The sequence below is a fragment of the Leptospiraceae bacterium genome (assembly GCA_024233835.1).
GTDB lineage: Bacteria > Spirochaetota > Leptospiria > Leptospirales > Leptospiraceae > JACKPC01.
The window spans coordinates 1,119,815-1,143,817 of sequence record JACKPC010000002.1 but is presented as its reverse complement, the minus strand read 5'-3'; the positions used below and the strand labels follow the sequence as shown (position 1 = coordinate 1,143,817).

At 33.6% G+C, this 24,003-nt stretch carries 29 protein-coding genes; 11 read left to right on the top strand and 18 right to left on the bottom strand.

Annotated features, from left to right (window positions below):
• The first annotated feature begins 5 nt into the window (after positions 1 to 5).
• From H7A25_14345 to H7A25_14335, 3 genes are read left to right on the top strand one after another with little or no spacing between them, the layout of a single operon-like run.
• A complete protein-coding gene (locus H7A25_14345; protein MCP5501084.1) occupies positions 6 to 383 on the top strand; it encodes a fatty-acid oxidation protein subunit alpha in 378 nt (125 codons plus the stop codon).
• A complete protein-coding gene (locus H7A25_14340) occupies positions 371 to 688 on the top strand; it encodes a XisI protein (GenBank protein ID MCP5501083.1) in 318 nt (105 codons plus the stop codon). Before H7A25_14345 ends, H7A25_14340 begins: the two co-directional genes overlap by 13 nt.
• A 24-nt stretch (positions 689 to 712) precedes the next feature.
• Positions 713 to 886, top strand: a complete 174-nt coding sequence (locus tag H7A25_14335) for a hypothetical protein (GenBank protein ID MCP5501082.1) — start codon at positions 713 to 715, stop codon at positions 884 to 886.
• A 103-nt stretch (positions 887 to 989) separates the two neighbouring features.
• Here the strand turns inward: H7A25_14335 and H7A25_14330 are convergent, their stop codons facing one another.
• The 4 genes from H7A25_14330 to H7A25_14315 are packed head-to-tail and all read right to left on the bottom strand — an operon-like array spanning position 990 to position 2,055.
• Positions 990 to 1,208 carry a hypothetical protein gene (locus H7A25_14330; GenBank protein MCP5501081.1) on the bottom strand — a complete coding sequence of 73 codons (219 nt, stop codon included), beginning with the start codon at positions 1,206 to 1,208 and terminating at the stop codon, positions 990 to 992.
• Positions 1,205 to 1,492 (bottom strand): hypothetical protein, encoded by a 288-nt coding sequence (locus H7A25_14325; protein MCP5501080.1) that lies wholly within the window; start codon positions 1,490 to 1,492, stop codon positions 1,205 to 1,207. The genes H7A25_14330 and H7A25_14325 overlap by 4 nt, the downstream gene beginning before the upstream one ends.
• A 19-nt stretch (positions 1,493 to 1,511) precedes the next feature.
• Positions 1,512 to 1,838, bottom strand: coding sequence for a type II toxin-antitoxin system RelE/ParE family toxin (locus H7A25_14320; protein ID MCP5501079.1), 327 nt, complete (start codon positions 1,836 to 1,838; stop codon positions 1,512 to 1,514).
• On the bottom strand, positions 1,789 to 2,055 hold the full coding sequence (locus H7A25_14315) for a hypothetical protein (GenBank protein ID MCP5501078.1): 267 nt from the start codon (positions 2,053 to 2,055) through the stop codon (positions 1,789 to 1,791). Before H7A25_14315 ends, H7A25_14320 begins: the two co-directional genes overlap by 50 nt.
• Before the next feature lie 256 nt (positions 2,056 to 2,311).
• Here H7A25_14315 and H7A25_14310 point away from each other — a divergent pair, with 256 nt between their 5' ends.
• Positions 2,312 to 2,644 carry a helix-turn-helix domain-containing protein gene (locus H7A25_14310; GenBank protein MCP5501077.1) on the top strand — a complete coding sequence of 111 codons (333 nt, stop codon included), beginning with the start codon at positions 2,312 to 2,314 and terminating at the stop codon, positions 2,642 to 2,644.
• A 70-nt stretch (positions 2,645 to 2,714) separates the two neighbouring features.
• Here the strand turns inward: H7A25_14310 and H7A25_14305 are convergent, their stop codons facing one another.
• Positions 2,715 to 3,047 (bottom strand): helix-turn-helix domain-containing protein, encoded by a 333-nt coding sequence (locus H7A25_14305; protein MCP5501076.1) that lies wholly within the window; start codon positions 3,045 to 3,047, stop codon positions 2,715 to 2,717.
• Between the two features lie 189 nt (positions 3,048 to 3,236).
• Here H7A25_14305 and H7A25_14300 point away from each other — a divergent pair, with 189 nt between their 5' ends.
• Positions 3,237 to 3,509 carry a hypothetical protein gene (locus H7A25_14300; GenBank protein ID MCP5501075.1) on the top strand — a complete coding sequence of 91 codons (273 nt, stop codon included), beginning with the start codon at positions 3,237 to 3,239 and terminating at the stop codon, positions 3,507 to 3,509.
• Positions 3,506 to 3,910 (top strand): type II toxin-antitoxin system VapC family toxin, encoded by a 405-nt coding sequence (locus H7A25_14295; GenBank protein ID MCP5501074.1) that lies wholly within the window; start codon positions 3,506 to 3,508, stop codon positions 3,908 to 3,910. Before H7A25_14300 ends, H7A25_14295 begins: the two co-directional genes overlap by 4 nt.
• A 103-nt stretch (positions 3,911 to 4,013) precedes the next feature.
• Here H7A25_14295 and H7A25_14290 read toward each other — a convergent pair whose 3' ends face one another.
• The gene (locus H7A25_14290) at positions 4,014 to 4,343 is read right to left on the bottom strand and encodes a helix-turn-helix domain-containing protein (GenBank protein MCP5501073.1); all 330 of its coding nucleotides are present in this window, start codon (positions 4,341 to 4,343) and stop codon (positions 4,014 to 4,016) included.
• Positions 4,344 to 4,492: 149 nt separating this feature from the next.
• On the opposite strand from H7A25_14290, the gene H7A25_14285 reads away from it, so the two are divergent.
• Together H7A25_14285 and H7A25_14280 are read left to right on the top strand one after the other, a co-directional pair.
• Positions 4,493 to 4,726 (top strand): hypothetical protein, encoded by a 234-nt coding sequence (locus tag H7A25_14285; protein ID MCP5501072.1) that lies wholly within the window; start codon positions 4,493 to 4,495, stop codon positions 4,724 to 4,726.
• Positions 4,727 to 4,728: 2 nt separating this feature from the next.
• Positions 4,729 to 5,031 carry a type II toxin-antitoxin system RelE/ParE family toxin gene (locus tag H7A25_14280; GenBank protein MCP5501071.1) on the top strand — a complete coding sequence of 101 codons (303 nt, stop codon included), beginning with the start codon at positions 4,729 to 4,731 and terminating at the stop codon, positions 5,029 to 5,031.
• Positions 5,032 to 5,166: 135 nt separating this feature from the next.
• Here H7A25_14280 and H7A25_14275 read toward each other — a convergent pair whose 3' ends face one another.
• The 3 genes from H7A25_14275 to H7A25_14265 are packed head-to-tail and all read right to left on the bottom strand — an operon-like array spanning position 5,167 to position 6,593.
• Positions 5,167 to 6,033, bottom strand: a complete 867-nt coding sequence (locus H7A25_14275; protein ID MCP5501070.1) for a DNA cytosine methyltransferase — start codon at positions 6,031 to 6,033, stop codon at positions 5,167 to 5,169.
• Positions 6,034 to 6,049: 16 nt separating this feature from the next.
• Positions 6,050 to 6,355 carry a type II toxin-antitoxin system RelE/ParE family toxin gene (locus tag H7A25_14270; protein MCP5501069.1) on the bottom strand — a complete coding sequence of 102 codons (306 nt, stop codon included), beginning with the start codon at positions 6,353 to 6,355 and terminating at the stop codon, positions 6,050 to 6,052.
• Positions 6,339 to 6,593, bottom strand: a complete 255-nt coding sequence (locus H7A25_14265) for an addiction module protein (GenBank protein ID MCP5501068.1) — start codon at positions 6,591 to 6,593, stop codon at positions 6,339 to 6,341. Before H7A25_14265 ends, H7A25_14270 begins: the two co-directional genes overlap by 17 nt.
• Positions 6,594 to 6,756: 163 nt before the next feature.
• Here H7A25_14265 and H7A25_14260 point away from each other — a divergent pair, with 163 nt between their 5' ends.
• Positions 6,757 to 7,089 carry a helix-turn-helix domain-containing protein gene (locus tag H7A25_14260; protein ID MCP5501067.1) on the top strand — a complete coding sequence of 111 codons (333 nt, stop codon included), beginning with the start codon at positions 6,757 to 6,759 and terminating at the stop codon, positions 7,087 to 7,089.
• A gap of 16 nt (positions 7,090 to 7,105) precedes the next feature.
• Here H7A25_14260 and H7A25_14255 read toward each other — a convergent pair whose 3' ends face one another.
• The 8 genes from H7A25_14255 to H7A25_14220 all read right to left on the bottom strand — a co-directional run bounded on the left by H7A25_14255 (position 7,106) and on the right by H7A25_14220 (position 20,183).
• Positions 7,106 to 11,845 (bottom strand): ATP-binding protein, encoded by a 4,740-nt coding sequence (locus tag H7A25_14255; GenBank protein MCP5501066.1) that lies wholly within the window; start codon positions 11,843 to 11,845, stop codon positions 7,106 to 7,108.
• Complete coding sequence (locus H7A25_14250) at positions 11,842 to 12,936, bottom strand: MBL fold metallo-hydrolase (GenBank protein ID MCP5501065.1); 1,095 nt, start codon at positions 12,934 to 12,936, stop codon at positions 11,842 to 11,844. The genes H7A25_14255 and H7A25_14250 overlap by 4 nt, the downstream gene beginning before the upstream one ends.
• Positions 12,937 to 12,938: 2 nt before the next feature.
• Positions 12,939 to 14,363 carry a hypothetical protein gene (locus H7A25_14245; GenBank protein MCP5501064.1) on the bottom strand — a complete coding sequence of 475 codons (1,425 nt, stop codon included), beginning with the start codon at positions 14,361 to 14,363 and terminating at the stop codon, positions 12,939 to 12,941.
• Positions 14,364 to 15,821, bottom strand: a complete 1,458-nt coding sequence (locus H7A25_14240; GenBank protein ID MCP5501063.1) for an AAA family ATPase — start codon at positions 15,819 to 15,821, stop codon at positions 14,364 to 14,366.
• Positions 15,821 to 16,135: a hypothetical protein gene (locus H7A25_14235; GenBank protein ID MCP5501062.1), complete on the bottom strand. Its 315-nt coding sequence runs from the start codon at positions 16,133 to 16,135 to the stop codon at positions 15,821 to 15,823. The genes H7A25_14240 and H7A25_14235 overlap by 1 nt, the downstream gene beginning before the upstream one ends.
• Before the next feature lie 451 nt (positions 16,136 to 16,586).
• Entirely contained in the window at positions 16,587 to 17,303 is a 717-nt protein-coding gene (locus tag H7A25_14230; GenBank protein MCP5501061.1) for an Rpn family recombination-promoting nuclease/putative transposase, read from the bottom strand.
• A 303-nt stretch (positions 17,304 to 17,606) separates the two neighbouring features.
• Positions 17,607 to 19,121 carry an IS1182 family transposase gene (locus tag H7A25_14225; GenBank protein MCP5501060.1) on the bottom strand — a complete coding sequence of 505 codons (1,515 nt, stop codon included), beginning with the start codon at positions 19,119 to 19,121 and terminating at the stop codon, positions 17,607 to 17,609.
• A gap of 372 nt (positions 19,122 to 19,493) precedes the next feature.
• Positions 19,494 to 20,183: an Rpn family recombination-promoting nuclease/putative transposase gene (locus H7A25_14220; GenBank protein MCP5501059.1), complete on the bottom strand. Its 690-nt coding sequence runs from the start codon at positions 20,181 to 20,183 to the stop codon at positions 19,494 to 19,496.
• 230 nt (positions 20,184 to 20,413) lie between these two features.
• On the opposite strand from H7A25_14220, the gene H7A25_14215 reads away from it, so the two are divergent.
• Positions 20,414 to 20,677 (top strand): hypothetical protein, encoded by a 264-nt coding sequence (locus tag H7A25_14215; protein ID MCP5501058.1) that lies wholly within the window; start codon positions 20,414 to 20,416, stop codon positions 20,675 to 20,677.
• Between the two features lie 142 nt (positions 20,678 to 20,819).
• Here H7A25_14215 and H7A25_14210 read toward each other — a convergent pair whose 3' ends face one another.
• Positions 20,820 to 23,078: a SpoIIE family protein phosphatase gene (locus tag H7A25_14210; GenBank protein ID MCP5501057.1), complete on the bottom strand. Its 2,259-nt coding sequence runs from the start codon at positions 23,076 to 23,078 to the stop codon at positions 20,820 to 20,822.
• A gap of 209 nt (positions 23,079 to 23,287) precedes the next feature.
• Between H7A25_14210 and H7A25_14205 the strand changes: the two genes are divergently transcribed.
• Positions 23,288 to 23,812, top strand: a complete 525-nt coding sequence (locus H7A25_14205) for a hypothetical protein (protein MCP5501056.1) — start codon at positions 23,288 to 23,290, stop codon at positions 23,810 to 23,812.
• Positions 23,813 to 24,003 lie beyond the last annotated feature (191 nt).

Genomic DNA, 24,003 nt, shown 5'->3' with positions numbered 1-24,003 from the left:
AATTTATTAAAGCACTTCAAAAAGATGGATGGAAAATCACTCATGATCCCCTCTATATTCCTCTTGAGGATATGGATTTCTTTATAGATATTGGTGCTGAAAAATTATTGACTGCACAAAAAGGAAATCAAAAAATAGCCGTAGAAATAAAAACTTTTGGTAATTTATCGAATATATACGAGTTTTATACTGCTATAGGGCAGTATATTGCATATAAAGAAGCACTCGAAGGAAAAAATAGGAAATTATTCCTTGCCATTCCATATAAAAAATATTCCAGTTTTTTCCAGAAGCTATTTATTCAAACTATTCTCAGGAAAAATAAAATCCCGATGATAGTCTTTAAACCGGAAGTAGAGGAAATTTATAAGTGGATTCAGTAGAAAATGTAATAAAAGCCTTAATTAACTTTTTAGAGTATTATGAACAAGCTAAACCGGAGGGTGGTGATATGTCCTTTTATAAAGTTATAGATCCTTCTTCCTTACATTTTTTGTTAATAGCTTCCGGTTTTGAAAATAGTATTCCGTTTTATAGGGTAATTTTCCATTTTCACCTTTTAGAAAATAGCCTCAGCATTATAAGAAATACTACAGATGTAGATTTAGAAGAAGCTTTTCAGGAATATGGTATCCGGGAATTAAAACTATCCTATCCCGAACAAAAACTTCCCACAAATACAAATTGAAACAGACCATTTTAAATCAACTGTATGGAACTCTTTGCGAAAGAAAAGGCTCGTTTAGAAAAAGCCGGAACCAGATTGGATGTAATCGATCTACTTATAGGTTGTTCTGCGATTGCTAATAAAATGATTCTGGTTACAAGAAATGGTAAACATTTTGAAAGAATTCAGGGAATTCAAATTGAGAATTGGATTGATTAGAAAATTGTTTAGAGCTGAAATTTTCCTAAGTAAAACTGCACCGGAGTTTTAGAAAACAACTTTCGCAGTCCGGTTTTGGTTTACAGGTTTAGAATATAAGGTTTTACTTACTCCTTTTTTCAACTTTGGATTTTAGTTTTCCATTTGCATTCAGCAGATCTTCTTTGGTCAGAGGAATCATACCTTTCTTTTCTGTATGGCTGATACCTGCGTGATAGGTAACATCATCCTTCTTGATTTCTACCATAGGACGAATTTTTCCCCAGACTTTCCCGATGAATAGTACACCTGCGAATAGAAGAACTATTTCACCCAGTATCATAGAAATTCCTTCTTAAAACAGGTAAGAGTGATGTAGTCTTCCTGGTTGTCGGCAAGAATACACTCTTCTCCTTCCGGGAAATGTTCATCCTTCTTTAGAAGAACCCGGTAAACCTTATTTTCTGTTACCAGACCGTCTAATGATTCAAGGGCCTTGAGTTTGATAAGACCGGAAGTATAGAGAGATTCCTTGAGAGCTTTGTTTATTTGTTCTACAAGGCTTTTTTCCGGCCTTTCCCCCTGCCAGTGCTGCCAGAAGGTTTCGATGTGTTTGTTTGCCTGCATAAGGCTCTCCTGTTGAATTTTATTTGTCTAATTTCTCAATCAAGGTATCCGGATTCTTTTTCTTGTGCCAGATAGATAATATTAAAACAATAGGTGCTTGAAAGATATACATTATCCAATAAGGAAATTTTTCCAGGCTTGCTCTGCGAAAATCTTTAAAGAATTTTGAGTGAGAATCTGGCTTTTCTGATAATTGCTTTATTTTATTCTCTACTTCATTATAGAACTCCTCTCCCAATCCTTCTTTCTTGCTTTCATACCATTCCGCAGCGGATAAAAGTTCTTCCCTGGCTTCTTTACGTAGTTTGTGCCTGTATTTTCCTTCCAAATCGTTCTTCCAGTTCACTTTTCACATCTTCGAGGGTGTATGTATCCTCCGGGTTTAGTTGATAAAGAGAAAGCCTCCTTTCGAGCTCTTCCTTCATCTCTTCTGAAAACTCTGCATTTTCATTGTCTAATTCTTGTAGTTCAGTCTCAACTATTCTAGAATTGAGCCTTCTGGCAATCGATAGGATTAGTTCAAAGTCCTGTTCTTCTTCAAATTGTAATACTAAAGTTTTCAATGTTCTACACTCCTTTTTAATTATAAATATTGATATATTTTAAGTTGTCAAAATGTTTTTGTTAATAAAAAAATCGTCCTTTCCCCCTGCCAGAAGGTTTCGATGTGTTTGTTCACCTGCATAATGCTCTCCTGTTGAATCTGAGACCCTGTTTCTTAGTGACAGGGATAGATTGAATTCTATAATTGATATATAACTATAATAAATTCCATGTATGGAATTTTCAATAAATAATTATTGTTTTTAGAATTTATTTATGAATAAAGAAGATTTTAAAGCACTCTTTTCTTACCTAAATACTACCCAGAAAGATTTCGCTGCAAAGTATGGAATGCAGACCTCTCATTTAAGTGAAATCGTAAATGGTAAAGGAAGGAAATTTCCTATAGAGGTTGTAGCTCGGCTCTATAAAGAACATAATATCAGCATAGAGTGGCTCACAAGCGGAACCGGAAGTATGCTGGAGGTAAAAGGTTCAGATGCTTTGAGTGATAAAGAAAAAGAGATTCTTGGTGAATTAAGGAAAGATCCGAGACTTCTGGATACTATTAAGAATTTGATTGATTCTTTAAAGAAGAACTACAAGTGAAACTGCACCGGGGTTTTAAAAAGCAGTTTTCGCAGTTCGGCCTTGGTTTGCAGATTTAGAATATAAGCCTTTACTTATAATTTTCTTTTAAAGCTTTAATAAAGCTTTTTATAGCTCCGATTAATTTAGGGTCTTTTCTGAGTTCCAGGAAAAGTTCGGTTTCTTCGTTGCTAAAAGTATCTGTATTTTTCGTGTCAAACATTGCCCCCTCGCCTTTAACAAGCCAATCCAAGCTGATTCCACATTCTTTATGCAGGCGGTAGGCAACCTCAAGCGGGAGATTCTTGATTCTACCGTTTACTATTTCACTAATCGTAGAAGCGGGTATATTATATTCTCTGGCAAAACCTCTCTGGCTTAGATTCAGAAAATCAAAAAGTTCTTTGTATTGTTCTTTTTTCATTGTGTGATCGAAATATGATCAATGAGGCTTGACATTCCTGATTCGTGATCATATACTGGTCATATTAACTATCTAATCTTTTCACTGGAAGAAGCTTTGCGTCAAGCCAATTCCTATGCTGAGTTTTTTAAAAAAGCTTGCATTGAAACGATTTATGAAGCAAAGTAAAGGTTCTATAGGAGGTGTCACATGATAAATGAAATCTTAGAACCGGTAGATAAACAATTTGAAGAAGTGGTAGAAAACCTGCTAAAGATTATTGATACCTACGAAGTGAGACAAAAAGTTGAGATTATATCAAGGATTTCTAATTCTATTTTAAAACAAGGAACCGAAGAAAAGAAAAAGGAAGAACTATTCTACAGTTGTTTTGGTTCCTGGGATACAGAAGAATCCGCTGATGAACTCATTGATATGATTTATTCTTCGAGGACTCAAAGAGAAAGGGAAGTAGATTTATGAACCGATACCTTCTTGATACAAATATCTGTATCTACTACATAAAAGGCTTATATGAGCTTGCAGAGAAAATACGGAGTGTAGGTTTAGAAAATTGTTATGTATCTGAATTAACGGTGGCGGAACTTCTCTATGGTGTAGAAAAAAGTTCTTCTAATAACAAAGACCGAAATACTCAAAAACTCAAAGATTTTAAAAGTTCTATTAAGATAGTTCCTTTGAGCAACTGTATGGAACTCTTTGCGAAAGAAAAGGCTCGTTTAGAAAAAGCCGGAACCAGATTGGATGTAATTGATCTGCTTATAGGTTGTTCTGCGATTGCGAATCAAATGATTCTGGTTACAAGAAATGTAAAACATTTTGAAAGAATTCAGGGAATCCAAATTGAAAATTGGATTGATTAGAAAATTGTTCAGAGCTGAAATTTTCCTAAGTAAAACTGCACCGGAGTTTTAGAAAACAACTTTCGCAGTCCGGTTTTGGTTTACAGATTCTTAATATAAGGTATTACTTATAGTTTTCCTTCAAAGCTTTAATAAAGCTTTTTATAGCTCCGATTAGTTTAGGGTCTTTTCTAAGTTCATCTATAATACTTTCCTCATCTGCCGTGAGATTATTGGTTTCAACCGAAGTCATGCTTCCCTTGCCGGTAACCAACCATTCATAACGGATACCGTATTCTTCATGGAGCTTCTCTATAATTTCTTTTGGAAGAGATTTAATCCTCCCATTAACTATGTCGCTCAAAGTAGAAACGGGAATTTCATGTTTCAGCGCAAAAGCCCTCTGTGTAGTATTTAAGTAAGAAAATAATTCTTTATACTGTTCTTTTTTCATAAATGTATGCGGTATTTTCGTATATTTTATTGACTTACCGAAATACCGTTAATATATTGGTCATACCAGTTACCCAAGCTTTCCATCGTTTGAGCTTTTACGTCAAGTATTTACCTTTGGAAAGCGGGAAAACAAGAAGGAGCATATTTATGCAACACTACGAAGTAAGAGCAGAGGTGGCAGAAGATGGTAGCCTGAAAGCGACTTTGCCACAAGAAATAGAACCCGGAAGCTATACAGTAGTTATCGTATTGGACGAAAAACCGGATTCTGAAACACCGGAAGCTCAGGCCGAGCTACAAGTACGCTTAAAACGTATGGAAGAAAATCCACATAATGGCTATACAAGAAAGGACATCGAAGAGAGTTTGGGGGGAATTTAGAAATGTCTGAATATGATGAGGACAATTATCGTTTTGAACCGGAAGCGAAAAACGATTTGGAAGACTCTTTTCTCTGGTATGAAAAACAGAAAGAGGGTTTAGGACGTGACTTTGCTATTGAAGTCTTCGATAAGGCAAGGGAGATTAGCAAAGTAAGTAGAGATAAAAAAGATTCGTCGGTGCAAAAAGCCTATCTAAAGCGTTTTCCATTCTCCCTATATTACGTTTTTAAAGAAAAGTGGATTTCGATTATTGCCGTCTGGCATAATAAACGTAATCCGGAAACATTGAAAAAAAGAAAATAAAATAATCTACATTTAGGGTGCTGCCCTTCGGCACGCTTCGCTTGCTCAGGGAGCGCCGGCACCTTTTTTTATAACGGATGTTTTGTTAATACAAAACAAGTGTCTATAGTCAATAGAAATATCGTAAGAGATGATTTATTTAAAATATCTCTTCAATTCTTTTCCTATCCAGAGACCGAATACCGTAGGAACACCATTACCGATTTGTTTATAAACTTGACTTTCTGTCCCGTGAAATTGAAACCAATCAGGAACTCCCTGAAGTCTTGCATACTCAAGGGTTGTATAGGGTCTTACACCACGAGGAAAAGACTTATCTTTCACAAGCCTTGTGCCTCTATCCTTTGCATAATGTGCTACACAGGTCGGTGCAATGTCTCCTGCTTCCGGGTCAGAGATGATAGGTTTATCGCGATAGCTTCCATCTAACCTTTTATACACATAGTTCGGAATTTTAATACTTACATCTTTCTCAAGGATTTCTTTCAAAGATACTTTTCTGGATACTTCCGGCTCTCTCCAAGCAAAATGTTTCTTGGAACCAATGAGGATAAGTCTATCTCTCTTCTGGGGTAAAAACTTGTGGGTATAAACAGGACAGAAAACGGATACATAATATTCAGGTAGTTTTGTCATGGCTTCCATTACAACAGGAAACTTCTTCATGCCCGGAACATTCTCCACCACGTAAACTTCCGGTTTCTTAATAGCAATATGCCGGAAGAAATGCAGGAATAAATCATCCCCGGTTCGAGTTCCGCTAATATCAGCAGCGGTTGAATACTTTGTGCAGGGATAGGTTGCGAGCATAACATCACATTCTTTCTCATCAAAGACAAGCTTCTTGGAAATGTCTCTTTCCGAAACCTCATGTTGGAAATTATTTCTTTGTGTCTTACAACATGTGGAGTCTATCTCGAAACTCTGTTGAACTTCAAGCCCGGCTTGCAAAAGACCGATTTCAAAAAGCCCGGCTCCGGAAAAATAGGTGTTGATGTTTATATTTTTTTTCCTGTGCTTATTCTTTCTCTAACTTTTTTTGTAATGCTTCCGGGTCTCTTTTTTTATGCCAGACCGATAGCACTAAGACAATAGGCGACTGGACAATATAGACAATCCAGTAGGGAAACTTTTCCAGGCTGGCTTTGCGGAAGTTTTTAAAAAAGGTAGAGTATGAATTTGGCTTATTAGAGATTTTTTCAATTTTCTCCAATGCCTCATTATAGAACTCTTCTCCGAGCCCCGGTTGTTTGTTTTCATACCATTCTGCGGCTGATACCAGTTCTTCTTTTGCCTCCCGACGTAGTCTATATTTTTCTGCCAAATTTCTCCTCCAGTTCTTTTTTTACGTCTTCCATAGTGTAGGTGTCATTTGGATTGTTTTGGTAGTCAGTGAGTCGTCTTTCGAGTTCGGCTTTTTTCTCCGGTGAAAGCTCGGTACCATTTCTTGCTGGCTCTTCTTCCGTTTCGTTGGGAATGATTTTGCAGTTGAGACGCCTGGCTATTGACAGAATTAGCTCATAGTCTGAGTCATCTATAAACTCTAATAGTAGTCTTTGCATGGGTTCTCCTTTGTTTTTTCCTCTCATTAGTGCGACAAGCACGAAATTCCTCTCGTTTCTACTTGACCGCAGGTTTTAAAAAATTCAGTATCGATGTATATATCACCATATAATCCAGCATCATTGGATTATCAATAAGAAAATACAATTATCCTGTAGTTTTATGAAAAAAAATGATTATAAGAATCTTTTTTCCTATCTGAATCTGAAACAGAAGGAGTTTGCTGAAAAATACGGAATGCAACCTAGCAACCTCAGTGAAATCGTCAATGGAAGATCTAAATCTCTTCCTATTCAGGTAGTTTTAAGGCTAAATAAGGAACATAATATCAGTATTGAATGGCTAGTCAATGGAACAGGAGACATGCTTGAGGTTAAAAACAGCGATACTTTAACGGATAAAGAGAAAGAGCTTTTATCCGAGGTCAGAAAAGATCCAAAACTCTTAGATACTTTGAAGGGGATTATTGAGTCTTTAAAGAAGAATTATAAGTGAATGTGGTAGATTTTTTTTATCTCCCTATTTCAGAAATATCATTTAATCCTGATTCCCAACCCAAAGCGATAAGCTTATTGACTAATATTGCAACTTCTGATCTTTTTCCAGAATCATTCAAATAGATATCAATTAATATTTTACCATAATTATTTAATTCATAGTAAGGTATTGGGATTACTTTTTTATTAAAAAATAATTCCTGGCATAATTCAAGAAACCACTGAAAATTATCATTATATAGTTCTGGTAATGTTTTTGTCAATGAATACGATGAAGAGAAATTTTCAAATTCTCCATTTCGTGTAGCCGATAGAATGATAGTTCGCTTTTTCTCTTTAGATAGAAATTTTGTTGGTATATTAGAAACACTAAAAATTACATTATCTCTAACTTTTGAACTTTTTAATAATGCTAACATTTCTAAATATGGAGATAGTATTTCCTGATACGTTTCTTTTTTACATATTAAATTTGTTATAATACGAGGGATTAAAATTTGGTATTGTTCTGAATTTTCTTCAGTACTATTTATTAACTGCTGTAAAATTTTTTCTACGCCATCTTCTTTATTCTTTGCTAATAATACTATAAGTGATATGCAATTTGAAGAAAAAGAAGCACCTGCACTTAAGTTTTCATATTTTTCAATTTCTAATTGAAAGAAATTTATCCATTTTCTCAAAAAAGAAATAATGACTGGCACTTCTTCTCTACGATAATAGTAAAAATAGCTTACACCATATTTTAAACTATTAAAGTCTTTTTCCTCTGTCCAAATTTTCAAAATTTTTAAACAATCTTCTGGATAATGATTTTTTAAATTTATTAATGTGTATCCAATAATTGCTCTATTCTTTAAGTTAGTGTCTATTCCTGCCCTTATGTAAATATCCTTTTCTACATTAGAATCAACCTCATGATAGATTATCATTGATAATGCTTCTAACGCAATTCCATCTACTGAATTAATGGCTGCACCAAAATAGTCTTTTTTTTCTTGATTTATTTCCATTATATTAGAGTTAATGATTATTCCCATTTTAAATATGAAAAATTTTTTAATTGTCCAAAGTATATTTAATAGATAATTTTTCCACCCATTCTTTTTAGTACTTTTTTTAATAATATTGACTGCTTCCTTTTTTACTTCACTTCTATATATAATAGGAATCTGTTCATAAAATTCCCCAACCCATTTTACAAAATCGAAGTCTGGTGTGCCTACATCTTTATCTTGAATAATTGGATATTCTCCCTTTACTAACCTTATATTAATATCAGCAATATCATCTGTAGAAATGAAAGAAAGCAAGTTCTCTATTTTATTCTCTTTTCTTTGCTTTTGATGCTCAAACAATCCCCGTAAAATAAATACTCTAAATCTGAATAAATCATTTCTTTTAATAATTTCATTAGCAAGAGATTTATATTTAATTGGATCTCTTGCTACTTCTTCAGTGAGTCTTCTTCCATCTTCTACCCACCAATAACCTATATTATTTTGATTCTTATATGTTTTAAAACGTTCTAGAAGAGTTAGTCTCTCTTCATTTGTGGAATTCTCTAATTCAGCAGATGTAAAACTTGAAGTTCCAGTTTTTACATCACCAATTCCACCTAAACTAGGCGAAAAATATTGAATAAATTCATTTTCATCCTTTGGCAATGTAGTTCCTTTTTCTTCATAGTGCTTTTTTATTTCCATTGTAGCTTTAGAAAAGTATTCAGAAAGTATTTCTGGATATTCTATGTTTTTAAAAGAGTTCTTAATTTCTAAAAGAAAATCATAAGCTAAATATTTGCTTTCATCAGGTAATTTTTGATAAATATCATCGAATCGTTCAATAATTGTTTTAGAAAGAAAAAGCCGTTCATCGAGAGATAATATGTTCCATATCTTTTCAAGATAAATTTTTATAAAGTGACTTATAGTGCTAGCATAATATGACTTTTTGTTCAATATAAAATGCAATATGACTTTCTTGTAATCGTTATCTAAAGCGGAAAGAAAAGCAATCCTGTTTAAAGACTCATAATTACTTTTAGTTAACTCTCTAATCACCTTTTCGTATTCAAAAATATTACTTTTAGAAAATATCTTTATAGTTTGGTCAAGAATATAAAGAACTATTTGGCTGTTACCGGATTCAAAATCGTAGTAAAAAGTCTTTCTTTCATAATTCCATATACTACCAGAATCAAATATAAAATACTCATCTGTATTTTTAGTTTGTCTATCAAAAGTTTCATTTGAAACTTTTCTTCTTTCATTTTCGAATTCTTCAAAAGCTTTTATTATAATTTTTATTTTATCAGGAAATTTTATGATAATACTTTGGGTTAACTCTTGTTCTTCCTTGGATAGTCGACCATGATTGATGAAATTATTCATCAATGCTTTCAAAACGTTATGAGGGAAGTGCCTATACATTTTTTCTGAAATTGAAAACCAGTTTTTATTATATGCTTTATCTACTTCTACAAGAGATTTATATAATGTAGGAAAAATATTTTTTAAAAGACTTAATGGAAATTGGTTACATATCTCCAACAATACAGATAACTCATAACTTTCCAATTTATATCTCAAAAGTTCTATAATAATATCAATTAAAGAATTTTCAGTTTTTAAAGTAGTACGATTAGTGAAAATCAAGAATGGATAAACTTGTTTTCTATTTAATTGTCGATGGAATCCTTGTTGATATAAGTATTTAAACCAATGTTTGTTTGCTAACTTTAAAAATACTTTATCATAACGTTCTCGAGCTAATATATCAATAACATACTGAATTTCTTTATATGATGGATCTTTTACTTCGGCTAAGAATCGAATCACATTTATTTTTATAATTATATCAAACTCTTCTTTTTCAAGAATTTTATTTAAGTCAAAAAGGTAATTTGAATTTTCTTCAACTCTCAAAAATTGGAAATAATATCGGATTGTAGGCAGATAAAAATATAGTCCCTGCTTTTTTCTAATAAAATCTAATACACTTATTCCACTCTGATATAAAAATTTTGTTGCAATGAAATCAAAAAATGTTTGATGAAATAGTGATATATGAGATTTATTTCTTGCTTCATACAGCAAACCACTACTAATTAAGATATTATAAGCAGTCTCATTAAAGCCAGGACTTTTAAGGAACAATATATATGGAATATCTAATTTTTCCTGTTCAAAAATTAATTCGACTAATTGGAAGATATGCTTTTCTAATACTCCTTTTTTCTTCTGCTGCTCATCTTCTAAAAACTTATTCCAAAGTTCTTTGTGAAGAGACATTTCATCAATCAGCCCACTAAGCTCTTTGCCATTTTTATATATTTGAAAAAAAATATTTAATCTAATTGGAAGCGACAAAAAATCAAATATTTCTGTTTGTTTTTCATCTGGTAATTTTATATCCAAAGCTCCAAATAACTTTTCTAATTCCTCTATTTCTATTTTATTGATATTCACTTGCTCTGATTGTGGTTTAAATAGACTTAATGTAGCATTATTTTTTAAATCAAATGTTCGAATAGATATTATTATCAAACATTCAATATTAATCATATGTTCAATAAAGTCAATAAAGATATTTAACTTATCTTCATTCCAAGAAATTACATCAAGTGAATCAATAACTATTATGAACCTTTCAGAAATATTTCTTAACATTCCTATAAAATCCTGTATTCCATCACAATAATGATATAATTTTTTCGCAAGGGATTCTATACTATCACAAGATATATAATCTCGATATTGAAGAAACAGGGTATATTTCTCGTTTCTAATTATATTCACCAAAGATAGTAAAAATGATGTCTTACCAGATCCAGCTTCACCTGTGAGAAAAATAATTTTTTTATTTGTAGGATTATTTATACAAGATAGGATTTTTTCAATTTCTTTTCTATAAAATACATACTCCCTATTACCATTAATACTTTTTCCATCTGGTAATTTAACTCCGATGGAAGAATTGTAGTTGCTTGCAATATTGCTATCTGTTATTCTTTCTAAATCTGGCAAAGTTGCATAACGAAATGGAAGCATTTCTTGCAGCATTATTTCATTTATACGATCTAGCCCATGACAGATAACTTGATTGAAATAAGCGTTTGGATTATCTAAACCTTTTTGAATACCAACAAGATATAATGAATCATGTTCTACTATAAATACTCCACTTCCAGAAAATCCTTGAAAATGATTTATTATACTTTCAAATGAATTTCCTCCATCCAAATTATCTATAGTGAGTGTAAACCTTATTCTTTCTGCAGGAATATCGATTTCTTTTCCTTCAAGGGATATTTGTTTATTGCTATAAGTCGCTTCTGGATATCCTTTAAATTTATATTTCCTGTTTTTAAATCGTGTTTTTAAAATTTTTATTGGAAGAATATTAGAAAAATACAAATTATTTTTAATGAGTTCTTCTTTAGAAATTTTTATTATACAAATATCATCAGTTATTTTTGAAGAAAATAAAATTTTACATGGTTTCAATGAAATAAAATCTTTTCCTTCTTCAATTTGATATTTAATGGAAAGATCATTCAGTGAAAAGTTTTCTCGTAATTCATAATTAAAGTTTTCATCATAAGTTATTCCATACAAACAATGTTCTGCTGTAATTATATAAATTCCATCATTTCCATTATAGAAGATGCATCCAGAACCAACTGAGGTTTCAGAGTTAAATTTAGATTCAATTTTTACACATAATTTTGCAAGAATATCATCTGTATTCATATTTTTAAACTTGCCCACTTAGAGTTGTTTTCGTTAAATGAACAAATGAAATTGTATTTCTTTTTATCATCAGAGGTAAAAAGATTTTTATAATTGCGACTCGGATAATTAAAAATAAATTCTATTGTTTCACTAATATTCCTTTTTGAATTACATACTATTCTCGATAAGGCTTCTTTGTCGGGTAACTTATTTATACCACTTGTAGAAATAAGAAATTTTTGTGAACGAACTAAATTTAAAAATTCGTAATTTAAATTTCCTTTGCTGCCATGATGAGAAAGTTTTACCATCTCCACTTTCAAAGGATTATTTTCGGAATAACCAAGAAGTTTTAGAGATTTATTGATAGTTTCCATATGAGAATCTGCCAAAAATAATATGCGTTTAGTTGTGTTCTTAATGGTAAATATAAATGCAATACTACTTTTATTTGGAAGACTATTATCCTGTAAAAAATTAAAATTTGACAAAGTAGCTATCTCTTTGTCCCAATCACGTTTTCTGTTAGATGAGTTTATCGAGTCATTTTTGGGAATTTCATTTTGCCATTTTTTATTCAATTCTTCTAGAGATTCTAATGTTGGAGATAAAACTGTTAATTTAGCATTGCCTAAATCAATATCCTTTCCTTGGATAATTAGTTCTTGATACCATTGGTTGGATAAACAATCTCTTAATACTTTTTCAAAAGTTATTCCATGTTTATAATTTGTATTTATTACTTGAGAAGCTGTCGATTCAATATTAATTTTTGTTTCACGAGAAGGGTCAATATTCGAGTTAAAATGTTTTGAGATAATTTCTCCTGAATTAAAAATAAGTTTTTTAATAAATTTACCGTCCATCATATTTCTTTCTGCATATTTTAAAATACCACCAATATGATCTATATCTATATGAGTAATAATCAATAAATCAATAACTTCTTTTTTCTCACAAAGTGCTTTTAGTCTATGTTTTAAACTTAGTTCATAAATTCCTTTTGTACCTGAATCAATTAAAATATTATATTTATGATTGCTATCATAAAAACTCAATAGAAATGAGTCTCCTGATCCAGCTTGTAAAAAATCTAAGTTAACATTCATAATTATTGTGTTTCCTTTTTTATTATCTCCACCACATCCTTACTTATCTCACCAATCCCCATGCTTAAAGGTGCGGCTAAAAGATAAATCTGAATCTTTCTATACTCAGCATAAATTTCGGCTTTGATGTAGTGTTCTTCTTTTTCTTTTAAGCTTTTATAAAAAGCATATTCACAAGGATAGATGAGTATACAAGTAAGCTCTTCCGACGATTGTAAACTCGAATAGGCCAGAACCTGCAAAAGGTCTTCCCTATGTCTTTCTTGTATCTCCTTATCTATAGAATTCCATGATTTTTGATTCAACTCAATCCAATGCTCTTTATATTTTGCATCAATGATGATTACTTTATTTTCTTTTCTTAATACAACGTCAGGCAATAGAAACTTCTGTGAACCACGATAGGAAGGTTCCCATTTAATTGAAGTGATAGTTTCTCTTTTGCGACCTGATTTTAGGCGATAGCCGGTTTTTAAGCAAATTGCTTCTGCTATACTTTCAATCCAAGCCTCAAAGAAGCTTTCCATGTTCAAAATCCAAGGCAGTCCAGAGGTTTCTCCGAGCCCAGCAAGTCCCTTTTGTTGAACTGTCCAATCAATGGCTTCAATTCCTTCTTCTATGTTTTTACTCTTCGTAAAAACGTTACGCATAAACTTTTTATAATATTCATTGTGTAGACTGGCTTGCGTATCTCGCACATAGGTAAGCAAAAGCTTACATTCTTCAATGAGTCTATGTAAGAAAATACCTGCTCCTAATTGAGACTGCAAACTATGTAAATGCTGTAAAAGAATATAATGTATATTTCCTTTTAATTTCTCATCTTCGGAAAGTTCAGGAAATCTACAGGGAATAGATAGCCAATTTCCTCTAACTACATTTTTCTCTATATATTGATTCCAGAGGATTTTACCTTTGGGAACACTCGTTTCTTGGGTTTGAAACTGAAAGTTTTTATGTATTTCTCGTAAGAGATTTCTTATCCGAAACAGAATCACGGAAGAAAGCACCCAGGGAGGTATTTTCTTTTCCGAATGAGGAAGCTGTGGAAGCTTGAGCATTTCCGGCAACACTTTCCAACCCATTTCTGATAATAGACTTCCCATTCCCGCCCAACCAAATCGAGGTTTGATTATAAGAGAATAGTCATAGGCATAAGTAGTTGGTGAAAATAAGGGAATCGCTCCTATGAAATTTTGTGTTTTTAGTTTTATAAGAACTTGATTATTTCTTTGAGTTATATCAGAAACAAGATTTAGCCTTTGAAAATTTTGTAGATTAAAACGGATGAACTGCTCAGCTAATCTACCACTCAGAGCATTTATATCTCTGGGTTTTCTTCCAGAAATTAAAAACTCTGCATCTATAAAACTTTGACTTGAGTCTTCGAGTTCAATAGTTGAGCTTCTAATTTGTAGAGGATGCATCTAAGCTTCTTTTAAATTTGCAATTTTTTGCATATAAGAATCTAACTTATCTACAAAACTCAAAACTAAACCTTGGGCTCTATATTCCTGTAAAAGAGGTAAAAGATTCATCTTTAAAAAGGAAATTGGGTTTTTCGTTTCCAGAAAATAGGAATGACCTGGAATAATCGAAAAGCTATCTTCATTAGCAAAATCCAAAAAAATTTCAATTAACTCGTTAAAGAACTTTCGCATAAGTTCGTTTTGCACTACAGACAAATCAGGCCAAATATCTATAAAACCAAATCGTCTTCTGATGGCTAAGTCAATGGAAGCAATGCTCTTATCCGCAGTATTCATACTTCCTAATAGATAAAAATTTTCAGGTATTTTTAAATTCGTTCCTATAGAACCGGCAAAATCATAGTTCAGTTTTACTTCTCTATCCTGAATGTCTTTCTCTTCAAAAAGATAAATAGCCTCTCCTAAAACTTTCGATAAATCAGCACGGTTGATTTCATCTATATAAAGAAGATAATCTTTTTTTGGGTTTTGGTTTGCTTTTTCAATTGCTTCTAAAAGAGCACCTTTTTTAGGACGGAATTGAAATCCCATCTCTGAGCTTTTGGGTTCAGGAAAAAGGCCTCCAATGAAATTCTCATAGCTGACATTTGCATGAAATTGAAAAACTTCTCCATTCCCAGAGAAAAAATTTTTCAAAAGATGATTTCCTAAACGCGTTTTTCCTGTTCCGGGTGGTCCTTGCAGAATTAAAAATCTTCTGTTTTTTAGAATATTATAAATATCTTTTTCCGTATACTGTACAAAAAGGTGATTCAAGTATTGTGACTTTAAATCTATGAACTCTTTAGAAACGTTTTTAAGAACGGAACCACCACGTTCTTCCATATAAAAATCCAGAAAGAGCTTGATTGCTTCTTCGTTAAATTTTTTATCATCCCTTGGAACAAAGAAAGCATAAATTACATTTCCGTAAGTGGAAAAAATATCCTGATATTCTGGGTATTCTTTTAAAATAGGCTTAGAATCTATATCAATACGTAAAGGGTCAAACTTATTCCAAGCGACAAGTCTATCCTGAGTCTTGGCCTTTTGATTTAAAAACGAACAGATAGCGTTTAACTTTCTCTTATGTCCTGGCTTTCCTAAAATCATTTCATCAGGACTAATTCCTTGAGTTCCAACTACAAAAGCAACCAAGGGCTTACTTCCTTCAACTGGGAAAAAAACAAGACTCATTCCACCGTATCCTCCCGAATCGGGATTCGAGGGATGAATCAGAGCCGTGAAAGGGACTTTCATCGCTTTACTTTCTGGATTACGAAGACTGAATAGTTTTTGATTTGTTTCCGGGTATCGTCCGCTACCACTACCAAATACCGAATGAATCGCTTCTTTGGCTTCAAGCGTCCAGTTTTCTGTAGTATTTTTGAATATCAAATTAAGTAAGGCTTCCATTACTTCCACCCTATCTTACCATCCCCCATTTTTTCCATCAAAAAACAAATATCTCCATAATTTGCTTCTTCCTCCGTTTCTTCGAGGCTTTCAAACTCATGCCAGCCTGGGTCATCCAAAGGACTAAAAAATTCCCCAAAAAGAGTAGGGAGTTCAAACATTTCCGGATAAAACCATTCTCCGTCCAGTAAACGCGCTCTGAGGGCTTCTAAAACCGTTTTCAGGGCTATGCACCGCTGGTTTGTAAAGACAGCAGTGCCGAAAGTCTTGTAGTTTCCGGAGTCTCGATAGAGGTAGGATATTTTTAGATTCACGGGAATAGTATAGCAGATGGCCGGGACAGAATAGGGTTTAGGGATTAGGAATTAGTAATGGTTCCAGAGCTTGTTTTTCTTTTGGAAAGTCATGCTTTCAATGCCGGGCAGCCGTAAACGACCGCCCTGGGGGAATGCTATTATTCTCCAACCCCCGTAGAAACGTGGGGTTAAGAGAATGTTTCTTCTAATATTATGATAATCTAAAAATACGAGGTATAGCTGTTATCGTAAGGAATGGTCGCGACCATTCCTATTCAGACCGTTCTTTTCACCCGATGACGTGGTTAAACCCACGCCCTCGGGAAACGACATAAATTATAAGACTTATCTAATAGACTGTTCTTGAAATGCATTTTGTATATAAGAAAACCCTTTCTTATCGGGCTAAAGCCCTTTTCTAAACTACCAGCTTGCAATGAGATATAAAGCGTTATCCCAGCCGGATGGTTTAGCGTTCGGCTGAATAGCGAGATCGAAGTAAAAAAAACTTCTCCAGATAAGTTTCGGGAAGTTCTGTAGCAATAGAAATCGCCTGAATGGAAAGATTCATTTTCTTTAAATTTATCGCAGTCCTGAGTTTACTTTTATGCTCAGCTCTTTTTTCACGAATACTCACAAGGCGCTGCGTCTTCTCTATCTCTTGAGTTAGAAAGCGTTCTTTTTCACTGCTCTCCTGAATTCCTTCTTCCTTTCCTTTTTTGAGTCCTTCATGGTAGGCATAATGCCTCATCGCCATAAAATCCCGTTCCGATTTCAAGCGCATCTCGTAATAAGCCCTGGTCTTATCGTCGAGGGAAATATCTTTCAAAGCTTCTATTGCTTCTTCCATGACCGGGTTTCTTTCTTGTAACTCTTTCATCTCTTTTTCCTGCAAATGCTCGGCTTTTCCAAGGAAATACAACCAGTTTTCCAGTTCGGTATCCAGTTTTTCTACCTGTTTCAGAAATTTGGGTAGTTCTATTATATGGATTTCCAGATCTTTCGTCAAGGCTATTTCCGGGTTGAGTATTTGTAAACTTTCGATTCTATCGCTTCCTTTAAATCCGAGAACGGCATCTAAAAGTCTTGCTAAGAGATGAGGTTTCTTTATGCAAAATATCTTAAATACGATATCGCTATATAAAGGTAAAAGCCCGTTCTGTTTTTCCGTATCTTTCTGTTTCATTTTATGATCTCCTACTATAAAGGGTTTGAAAATGCACAAATGGAACAAAAATTTTCAATGAAATGGAAAGCCAAACTGGACTTTTGGGATACTTTTTGGATTTTTTCCCCAGCCGGATGTGGTTGCTGACAGACTGTGTGAAAAGTGAGCAAAAAAAAACCTGTAGATATTGACGAACTCGGTTCTTACTAAAAAAACTAAAAACCAATCATTCCAAATTGGTTTTTAGTAAATAAATTTACTATAAGTCATAAAAGAGAGAAAATTCATTGCTATCCATCAAATAAAAATCTATTATTCCTACTATTTTGCATTTACAGCATCTATAAAAGCCCTTATTCCCAGAATATTTATGACTCTTTTAAAATTATAAGCAAAACATATGAAACTAAATTCGGCCTGAACGCTTCTAATTCCTTTTTGTATAAAGTAAGTGAACCCCAAATTTCTCTTTATAGTGCCAAATGGGTGTTCCACAATCTCCTTACGTTTACGAATTAGCTTTTTATTTTCCTCGTTCCCCATCTCTTTTTTAAAATCATCCATTGTCTCTCGGTTTATCGAGACCCGAATAGTTCGTCCAGTTTTACTATTGGTACATTTTGCTCTATGAAAACAATCTTTACATTCCTTACATTTATACTCATTTACATAAATCCCGTATGACGTCTGTCTTGGATTTTCATTTTGTCTATTTAATTCTTTTCCTGCCGGACATACGTATATATCCCGCTCTTTATCATAAACAAAATCCTGGATTTCATATCCTTTTGCAGGAAGTTTATCAGGATTACTTTTACATTCACGCTTATTATTACTATCCAGTGCAGATTTGGTATCTGGTACTATAATATTTATCCCCGATTTATCTTTATTATTCATTATTTCTTTTTCACTAAAATATCCGGAATCCATTACTGCATTTGTCTCATTTTCTATTTTAAGTTCTTCTTTTATCGACTGGACTTTTTCAATCATAGGAGTCATTTGTTCCAGGTCATTTGACTTTTGCGATACATCATTTGCAATAATCAACTTATTTGTATTATCCACTGCAGTTTGGGCATTATATCCAGGACGAATTTTTCCTTTGTCACTTTGAAATCTTGAATCTGTGTCGTTAGCAAAATAGACCTGTAGTTCCGGGTCGTTTTCAAATAATTCCCGAATCCCTTTCACTTTATCATTGTATTTCGTTAGTCTTTTTAGTTTATTTAATACATCCCTGGCTTCATCTCCATCTTTAAGATTTAGTTCATTTGCTTCGGAAATATCATTCAATTCTAATTCCTCCAAATATTCCTGTATTTTGGATTTTATATTTTGCTCGATATTTTCAATACGCTCTCTTTTAAATACATTATTTTGTCCGTTCTGTGCTCTTAGCTTCGTTCCATCAATTCCAACTATTGAAAGAGTTAGTAGATTCATTTTCTTGCAAAAGAATAAAAACTCTTTGAAGATATTTTTTATTCCATCTTTATTATTTTTTCGAAAATCAGCTATTGTCTTAAAATCCGGGGCGAGATTCTTTGTTAACCACCTAAGTTCCTGGTTTCTATTACATTCCTTCTCTAATTTTCTGCTACTTCGGATTCGTTCTATATATCCGTATAAATATATTTTTAGTAAATCATGTGGATTATATGGTGGTTTACCTGTTTCTAACTTTGGAATTTTAAAACCTAATTTTTTAAGATCGAGATTATCAACATAGGCATCAATAACCCTTACCGGACTATCTTCTTTTATGACGTTATCCAAACATTCACTGTATAATACTATCTGTTCTCGAGAAGTTCCTTGTATATAATTCATAGCTGCACCTATAACTCTTTATCGTTATAAGGAAATTTTCTATATACATTACATTCCTGACAAACAAAAAATATTCAATAACGAGACTTTTCACACAGTCTGTGAGCGTAAGTTGAAGCACAGCGTCCGGCTGTTTAGATATTAGCGATTGGTAAGGAATGGTCGCGACCATTCCTATTCAGACCGTTCTTTTCACCCGATGACGTGGTTAAACCCACGCCCTCGGGAAACGACATAAATCATAAGACTTATCTAATAGACTGTTCTTGAAATGCATTTTGTATATAAGAAAACCCTTTCTTATCGGGCTAAAGCCCTTTTCTAAACTACCAGCTTGCAATGAGATATAAAGCGTTATCCCAGCCGGATGATTCACCGTCCGGCTGAATAGCGAGATCGAAGCATAAAAAACTTTTCCAGATAGGCTTCCGGGAGTTCGGTAGCAGTGGAAATCACCTGAATGGAAAGATTCATTTTCTTTAAATTTATCGCAGTCCTGAGGGCTTTTTTATGCTCGGCTCGTTTTTCACGAATACTCGCAAGGCGCTGTGCCTTCTCTATCTCTTTCTCTGCCAGCAGGCGCTCCTGTTCTTTTCCTTCCTGAATTCCCTGTTCCACTCCTTTTTTGAGTCCTTCCTCGAAAGCATACTCGATAGTGGCTTCATGGTCTCTTTCTGTTTTCAGGCGCATTTCGTAGTAATTTCTTGTTTTTCTGTCGAGAGAAATATCCTGAAGAGCTTCCACAGCCTCACGAATCACGGGGTTTTTGATTTTGAGCTTTTTCACGTCCTCTTCCTTTAATTTCTCGGCTTTTTGGATGAGATATATCCAATCTTCTAAATTAGACTCCTGAGTTCCGGATGTATTCAGGAATTTCTTTAGTTCTAAAATGTGGATTTCAAGGTCTTTCGTCAAGGCAATTTCTCTACCTGATGTTTCCAGAACCCGGAAAATGGAATGGTAGTTTTCTGTTTCCAGAAGCTTGAAATTCAAAAAAGAAACGGAATAAACCGGTTTTAAGTCCGAATATTTTTTTCCCGGCCGGATGCGGTTGCTGAGCAAGCAAAGCGCGCCGAAGCATAGCGTGCTTCGGGGTGTCCGGCTGAGTTAGAAGAGAAAAGTGGATATTTTCCCTAATTATTTAAAAAAAATGAATATTCTAAATTCTTTATCTTCTTTTTTTACTTGATTTAAAAAAAAGAAAAACAGAAAATGTATTTCTTCTTTCCTTAACCTACGACTTAAGTTGTGGGCTAAGGAAAACACAGTGAAATATAATAAAAGGTTAATATATGAAAACTTTGTATACGAAAATACTATATATAATGGATCTAATCAAACGATTGCTTCCCTTTAACGGTCTCGATGTGGTAGGTCACTTTCATTCTACACATTTAGTTTCTGAATATATACCCATACGGACTGATGGGTTTTCCCTCACTGAAGCTAAAGGACAGCAACCCGGTCAGTCGAAATACGCTAAGAGAGCCTTTAGAATCGTTCTCAGGGTTATACGTCGCTTATTTACAAAGACAATGCTGTCAAAGTTTTTGTAATTTCCGGAGTTTCGATTAGACAGGGTTCGTTCTACATTCACAGGAGGAATGCAGTAAAAAGTCAAGAGAGAATAGAACATGCCTTCTTTCCTTAAGCTTTAGCTTGAGGAAGGCAAGGGAGAATAGATAAAGAAGATATATGCTAAATCTCAATATCTTTTTTTATTCTTAAGGCCAATTCATTGTCCGGTTTTAAGCTCAGGATTTTCCTTAAAATTTTATTGGCTTTATTTGAATTTTTTATATAAGTGTATAAGTCTGCAAGATGGATTAGATTGCGAATATTCTCCGGTTCTCGTAGTTTTATTCTTTCTGCAAGCTCAATAGCCTCTTCAATATGTTGGTTTAACTTCATACAATAGGATATTTTAAATAAGAGATTAGAATCACTTTCATTTTCTCTTAAAAACTGTCTGCTTAAATTACAGGCTTTATTATATTGATTTGTTTTTATATAAAGTTTTACCAGGGCCTTACCAATTTCCTCTTCCTTATGTAGATTATAAAAAGATTCTAAAGTATTAATAGCTTTTGATTCTTTTCCGGATCGGATATAAGCCCTGGCGATTTTTATTACTTCCTGAACCTCTTTCTTTAAATCCAAATCTTCCTCATTATGAGGATAAGAAATGGATAATAAAGAAAAGTCATCCATAAGACTATAATCTTCTACGATATTATTGTAGACCGATTGTATATTACCTTCGGCTTTTTGAATATAGTTAAGAATTAATGTTTCATCTTCGTTAATTAGTCTGCCTTTCTCTGAGTCATTTGATAATACGAGATCGTCTTTTCCATCGGAACCCATAATTAAGCGGTCTCCCGGTTTCATTTTAAAACAAGAAATAAAAATACTCCCCTTAATTCCAGTAGTTCCAATTTTACGAAAATACATCTGGTTTTCAATAAAACTTGCTTTATTATCCCTGAGTAAAATTGTCCAGGGATGTTCAGCATTGATGAAGAAAACCATTCCGCTTTTATCATCCACCAGACCAAAAGTTAAAGATATTAACATAGAGCCATCAAAGCTTTCGAAAACCTTTTGCATTTCTTTAAAAGTCGCTTTTAACCACATTTCCGGATATACATTTGAAAAATCCTGATAGCTTGTCGTTCTTTGAAGGATAGATTGGAATACAGAGCCCAGAACTAAGATTCCTCCGGCCCCCTGCATAGATTTTCCCATCGCATCGGCGTTTAAAAAAGCTGTATAGTTTCGATTTTTTAGTTTGATGTCCTGGGCAATACAAATATCTCCTCCGATTTCGTGGGTTTTATTTTTGAACTGAAATTCTTTTTTTTGTTTGGTGAAAGTATCAATTTGGATTCTCTTGCCCGAAATGACCCTATTATAACTGAGGGGTTTCAAAAGTAATGTGGTAAGGAAGTAATCTCCATCCTGCTGGAACTTTAATTTAGAAATCGTTTCGAGGGATTCTGATAGTTCTTTGGTTCGTTTTTCTACTTTTGCTTCGAGGTTATAGTTTAGGTCTGTTATTTCATCATACATTTTACGAAGATCATAAATAACCTTTCTCAAAAGGAAACCCTGTTTGCCGAATTCATCAGAAGAAATACGTGATGTTTCTACTAAAAAGTTGCCCTTTCCTAATTCCTCAAGTACTGAATTAGCATTAGAAAGTCCCATTTTTATTGACTTTCCCACCACATAAGTTAAAATAGCAATAGCAACAAGAGCCTGAAAAGAGACTATACCAATGGATAAACCCGGATTGTTTACTTTAAAGAGATTATTTACAGAAGCAATTAAAAATAGGCCAAAAATAGAAGTGGGAATAATAACAATAGCAAAAAGTACAAGAGAAATTCGTCGGAAATACCCCATGAAAGGAGCTTCAGAATCTTCAACTTCTACGCTATGAAAATCATACTGATTTAATAGTTTTCTCATCTCTGATTCGGATATAAAACCATAGAAAACATAAGAGATGGGGATGGTGAAAAGAAAGCCGTAGGTAACCGTAAAAGGAATAGACCAGATTACTTCCCAGGTAATTAGAAAATAGAGCAGGGCACCGCTTATGCCTCCGGCGAGCCAGCGTTCAATAATGGTGCGGCTTTCTTTGAAAGGATACTGTAAAATTATAAGCTTCAAATCACGCTTACGGTCTTCATTTAAATTTCCTTCCTCAAGAAGCTTTATTTGGTCGAAAATCTTTTTTAAACGGAAATAGCGAATCGCGATTCCCCAAATAACTGTGTAGCCTCCGCAGACTAAACCGGCAATGACGATCGCCTGAACGCTTCCTAAAAGTCCGGAGGAGCCTAAAATCACGATAAAATAGACATAGGTGGGAATCGGAACGAATACCGTGAAGAGTTCTAATTTAAGGCTGAGATTCACGTAGAATGAGAGAAAAGTCTTGTTTTTCATGATAATTTTAAGACTATTTTTAATAGGGAGTCCTTTATTAAATGCAAGAAATAAATACTGTTAGTTTTAAAAAATCACTGTTTTTTTGTAATCGTAAATAAGCACCTGCTTTTCGAAAAATAAAAAGAGCGAGTCAAAAATAACTTGACTTTTCTTCGATCTAATCCGGTTATATGCTATAATAATTTAGTTAAAGGATATTTTAAAATATGAAAAAATATTTTTATATTTTATTCATTCTATCTCTGTTTCTTTTTTGTGAAGCTCCGAAGCAAGAAAAAGGAACAGGTTCCGAAACGGAAAAGAAGGTGAATGCAGAACCAACACAGAAGCTAAGCTCTGATCTGGAAAAATTATTAGCCAGTACAAATGGTAGCTGGTATCATAACAATAGTCATGCCGATACTATAAGAATTAAAGACGGACAGCTTATAGTTAGCAATAGTTCCGGAGATATGGGAAAAATGACCGTCGAAGGAAAAGATGTATATCTTCCTGTCAGCGGGAAATACCAGGTAAACCTTACCGGAAAGACAGAAAAAACGCTTACCTATCAAATAGGTAAACTTCTGGAAGGTGGACCTGAAGAGGAAGCAAAACTTTTTGAAAACAAAGTGCTTCGTATTGAGTTTATCTCTGATGTCAAAATGACTGTTGATATAGATAAAGCAAAAGGAATGAGTTTTAATTTTGTAACGAATGAACAAAGAGCCAAAGAAGAGGGACATAATTAAAAGCAGTTTCGATGCACCCACCATCGGGTATCAAAGTATCCGATGGTAACGCAAGCGACCACTTCCTTTCTATCCCTTGTTTCTACCTAATCGATTGACATATTGTAGGCTATAGAATTCCTTGTAATTAAAATAAGTTGAAAAGCAGGCCTTAAACCCCATGGGGAGAGAAGGACGGTTTAATTCACATT

Excerpts from the sequence above, each read along its gene's own strand:
- H7A25_14335 (MCP5501082.1), top strand. The coding sequence starts at position 713 with ATGGAACTCTTTGCGAAAGAAAAGGCTCGTTTAGAAAAAGCCGGAACC.
- H7A25_14330 (MCP5501081.1), bottom strand. The coding sequence starts at position 1,208 with ATGATACTGGGTGAAATAGTTCTTCTATTCGCAGGTGTACTATTCATC.
- H7A25_14325 (MCP5501080.1), bottom strand. The coding sequence starts at position 1,492 with ATGCAGGCAAACAAACACATCGAAACCTTCTGGCAGCACTGGCAGGGG.
- H7A25_14310 (MCP5501077.1), top strand. The coding sequence starts at position 2,312 with ATGAATAAAGAAGATTTTAAAGCACTCTTTTCTTACCTAAATACTACC.
- H7A25_14305 (MCP5501076.1), bottom strand. The coding sequence starts at position 3,047 with ATGAAAAAAGAACAATACAAAGAACTTTTTGATTTTCTGAATCTAAGC.
- H7A25_14300 (MCP5501075.1), top strand. The coding sequence starts at position 3,237 with ATGATAAATGAAATCTTAGAACCGGTAGATAAACAATTTGAAGAAGTG.
- H7A25_14295 (MCP5501074.1), top strand. The coding sequence starts at position 3,506 with ATGAACCGATACCTTCTTGATACAAATATCTGTATCTACTACATAAAA.
- H7A25_14290 (MCP5501073.1), bottom strand. The coding sequence starts at position 4,343 with ATGAAAAAAGAACAGTATAAAGAATTATTTTCTTACTTAAATACTACA.
- H7A25_14285 (MCP5501072.1), top strand. The coding sequence starts at position 4,493 with ATGCAACACTACGAAGTAAGAGCAGAGGTGGCAGAAGATGGTAGCCTG.
- H7A25_14280 (MCP5501071.1), top strand. The coding sequence starts at position 4,729 with ATGTCTGAATATGATGAGGACAATTATCGTTTTGAACCGGAAGCGAAA.
- H7A25_14265 (MCP5501068.1), bottom strand. The coding sequence starts at position 6,593 with ATGCAAAGACTACTATTAGAGTTTATAGATGACTCAGACTATGAGCTA.
- H7A25_14260 (MCP5501067.1), top strand. The coding sequence starts at position 6,757 with ATGAAAAAAAATGATTATAAGAATCTTTTTTCCTATCTGAATCTGAAA.
- H7A25_14255 (MCP5501066.1), bottom strand. The coding sequence starts at position 11,845 with ATGAATACAGATGATATTCTTGCAAAATTATGTGTAAAAATTGAATCT.
- H7A25_14250 (MCP5501065.1), bottom strand. The coding sequence starts at position 12,936 with ATGAATGTTAACTTAGATTTTTTACAAGCTGGATCAGGAGACTCATTT.
- H7A25_14245 (MCP5501064.1), bottom strand. The coding sequence starts at position 14,363 with ATGCATCCTCTACAAATTAGAAGCTCAACTATTGAACTCGAAGACTCA.
- H7A25_14240 (MCP5501063.1), bottom strand. The coding sequence starts at position 15,821 with ATGGAAGCCTTACTTAATTTGATATTCAAAAATACTACAGAAAACTGG.
- H7A25_14230 (MCP5501061.1), bottom strand. The coding sequence starts at position 17,303 with ATGAAACAGAAAGATACGGAAAAACAGAACGGGCTTTTACCTTTATAT.
- H7A25_14225 (MCP5501060.1), bottom strand. The coding sequence starts at position 19,121 with ATGAATTATATACAAGGAACTTCTCGAGAACAGATAGTATTATACAGT.
- H7A25_14215 (MCP5501058.1), top strand. The coding sequence starts at position 20,414 with ATGAAAACTTTGTATACGAAAATACTATATATAATGGATCTAATCAAA.
- H7A25_14210 (MCP5501057.1), bottom strand. The coding sequence starts at position 23,078 with ATGAAAAACAAGACTTTTCTCTCATTCTACGTGAATCTCAGCCTTAAA.
- H7A25_14205 (MCP5501056.1), top strand. The coding sequence starts at position 23,288 with ATGAAAAAATATTTTTATATTTTATTCATTCTATCTCTGTTTCTTTTT.